Origin of the sequence: Mesorhizobium sp. M7A.F.Ca.US.005.03.2.1 (assembly GCF_003997795.1) — a bacterium.
GTDB lineage: Bacteria > Pseudomonadota > Alphaproteobacteria > Rhizobiales > Rhizobiaceae > Mesorhizobium > Mesorhizobium ciceri.
Genome location: NZ_RZRP01000362.1, coordinates 1 through 2291 on the forward strand (window position 1 = coordinate 1; position 2291 = coordinate 2291).

2 pseudogenes are annotated in these 2291 nt (G+C 60.6%); both read left to right on the top strand.

Annotation, left to right across the window (positions count from 1 at the left end):
- A pseudogene (locus EN991_RS19925) lies at positions 1-362 on the top strand (hypothetical protein); the annotation flags it as partial.
- A gap of 717 nt (positions 363-1079) precedes the next feature.
- Positions 1080-2291 (top strand): annotated as a pseudogene (locus tag EN991_RS41000) (VCBS domain-containing protein); the annotation flags it as partial.

Consider the following 2291-nt stretch of genomic DNA (forward strand, 5'->3'; position numbering starts at 1 on the left):
GAGCGCCGACAATGCCTCCGACCGCACCGCCTGCCACCGCGACAGGTGTCGTTGCCGGGGCGGTGGCAGGCGGTGCGGTCGGAGGCATTGTCGGCGCTCTGACGGAGTCCGGCGTGCCCGAGAACGATGCCCACGTGTATGCGGAGGGCGTACGCCGCGGCGGCACGTTGGTCACGGCCAGGGTGGACGATGAACTCATTGCAAATGCCGAGGAAATTCTGGGGCAATCCAGATCGGTCGATCTTGCCGAACGCCGCAGGGCTTACGAGGCTGGCGGCTGGACCGGCTTCGATGCCAATGCCGGCGAATATATCCCTGACGAGACCGATCGCGACAGCGCTCGGACGATCAATCGGCCTTGAACGAGGAGGTGTGGTCGCACGTACCGAACGACGAGGTTTCACGAAGTGCTACGGAGCGTGTGGGACAGATGTTCGAGTTGCCCGGCTTCAAGATCTCCGGGAGCAAGGGCATGAAGCTTCCCGGCTGTCCGGCGCGTTAAGTGATCTCAGTTGAATCCCCGACCGTTCAAGCGAACTGGCTGGCTGTCGGGTTGGCGTGCTGCACGAAAAGTACTCAGCGATCAAGGTGCGGTGTTGGTATGGTGGTGCGCTGGCGGGCTCTGGTCACGCTGAGCCGCACGTCTGCCGCCTGGCTCATATCGGGCGTGCGCCTGTTCGATCTCACAACTCGATTCTAGTGACTGTGGCTCCCCTTATGTTCGCCTATTAACTGTTCGGCCAAGTTGGGCGTTGACGCTTCCTCTCTATAAGAGTTAATAATCTCCTAATATAAGAAGCATCTAAAGTTCGTGGTCGAAAGCCACGAGTTTGACGATGTAGGTTGGGTAGGGAACGTAGCGTGACGACCAGTCGTCGCGTCCAGCAGCATCGGGTCAATATCCGTCCGTGAATGGCCAGCTTGAGGCGGCTGTTCCAAGCGCGGCGGTGTGCCTGGATGAGGGCGAAAATTCATGCCTGCCTGGATTCGCGCGGTTTTTCTTCGGCTGGAAGCAGCCGGTCGTTCAGTACTGTCGATAAAACAGATGAGGCGTCTGTTCTTAAAAGGGGGGTTGAAAAATGGCTACTCAGGTCACCGGTGCCGGCGGCACCACGACGTCTTTCTCCAACACGCCGCAGGCGAAGGATGACCTTTTTCTCCTCTCAGAAAATGATACCGGTGTCCTGATCCTGAATGTTTTGGCGAATGATCTGGGTGGCGCAGCCAAACAGCTCTACTCCATCGATAACGCAGACAGTGTGCAGACCGCAACGAAGATACTTGCTCCGGCGGATCTGCTCACACGCGACGCAACATACTCCGGCGGTGTCGGAGGAGGGACCGACACGAGTTACCTGGGTGCCCATATCTGGATAGGCACTGATGGTACGATCCACTACGACACGGCGAATCTCGAGAGTATGATTCAAGCGCTTGGGGCGGGAGAGGTTCTCACCGATAAAGTGACCTACGCCATTCAGCTCGGCAATGGCACGCTGAGCTGGGCCACGGCCACCATTCAGTTTACTGGCACCAACGACAAACCCGATATCCATCTCGTGACGACCGACAGCGCGACCGCCTCGTTGATCGAGACCAACGCACCCTTGACGGTGAACGGCACCCTGACGGTGAACGATGTCGATATCTCCGACACGGTGACCGCGATGGTAACTTCGGTGTCCCTCGGCGGCACCATGGGCGGGCTGAACAGTGCCGCCGTGCTCGGCATGCTGACAGTCTCGCCGATCTCGCTGACGGCCAACCCGGGCGAAACCAATAATCTGGGCTGGACCTTCAATTCGGCGCCACAAGCCTTCGACTTCCTGGCTGTCGGCGAGACGCTGACGCTCACCTATACGATCACGGCCAACGACGGCCACACCGGCGGCACCGACACACAGACGCTGACCATCACCATCCACGGCACCGACGATGCGCCGGTTGCGGTCGCCGACACCGGGTCCGCGAACGAGGCCGGCATCACGCCGGCCACGGCGGCGACCGGCAACGTTCTGGCCAACGACACCGACGTCGACAACACCCATGCCCAGTTGAGCGTGAGCGCGGTGACGGGCGGCACGGTCGGGTCTGCGCTGGCCGGCAGCTACGGTTCGGTGACGATCAACGGCGACGGCAGCTACAACTACGTCATCGACGATGCGAACCCGACGGTTGACGCGCTCAATGTCGGCGGCAGTCTGACCGACAGCTTCACCTACACGGTGAGCGACGGCCAGGGCGGGACCTCCTCGACGACGCTGACCATCACCATCCACGGCACCGACGAT